Raw genomic sequence first — 528 nt, 5'->3', positions numbered from 1 at the left:
GCCGCGTTCGGAGGCCTACTTTGCTTCCCCTCTGGCGCTATGCGCACGACGGGTAAGCAGTGCGGCCTCGCGGCTACTGGGGTCTACCAGCCTTCGCTTCGCTCTCCATGGCTGGCAGCGAGCGCAACGCACCAACAAGGCTCAGCGCGTCCGGGCGATACACGCCAAGATCCGCAACCGGCGCAAGGATGCGATACATAAATTCACGACGCACCTGGCGGAACGCTATGGCGTCATCTTCGTGGGCGATGTGAGCAGCGCCAAACTGGTCAAGACCAAAATGGCGAAGTCCGTTTTGGATGCCGGCTGGCATCAGCTCAAGACACAACTGAAATACAAAGCGATAGCGCGGTCAGGGGTGTTCGAGGAAGTCAACGAAGCCTACTCCACCCAGGTCTGTTCGTGCTGTGGGGCGAAGCCCGACAGCAGTCCGAAAGGTAGAGCAGGTCTTGGAATAAGGCATTGGATATGTTCGGAGTGCGGAGCCGAACACGACCGCGACATCAACGCGGCTAAAAATATCCTTGC

Annotated in this window: 1 protein-coding gene; it reads left to right on the top strand. The window is 58.7% G+C overall.

Annotation, left to right across the window (positions count from 1 at the left end; genetic code table 11):
• Positions 1–31: 31 nt before the first annotated feature.
• Positions 32–528, top strand: a 497-nt coding sequence (locus tag ACOCD2_RS25845) for an RNA-guided endonuclease InsQ/TnpB family protein (RefSeq protein ID WP_419626431.1), incomplete at its 3' end; no start/stop codon positions are given.

This window comes from Thiolapillus sp. (assembly GCF_048562965.1).
Taxonomy (GTDB): Bacteria; Pseudomonadota; Gammaproteobacteria; order Chromatiales; family Chromatiaceae; genus Thiolapillus; species Thiolapillus brandeum_A.
Note: the sequence above shows the minus strand (reverse complement) of the source record. Positions and strands in the feature narration are given on the sequence as shown.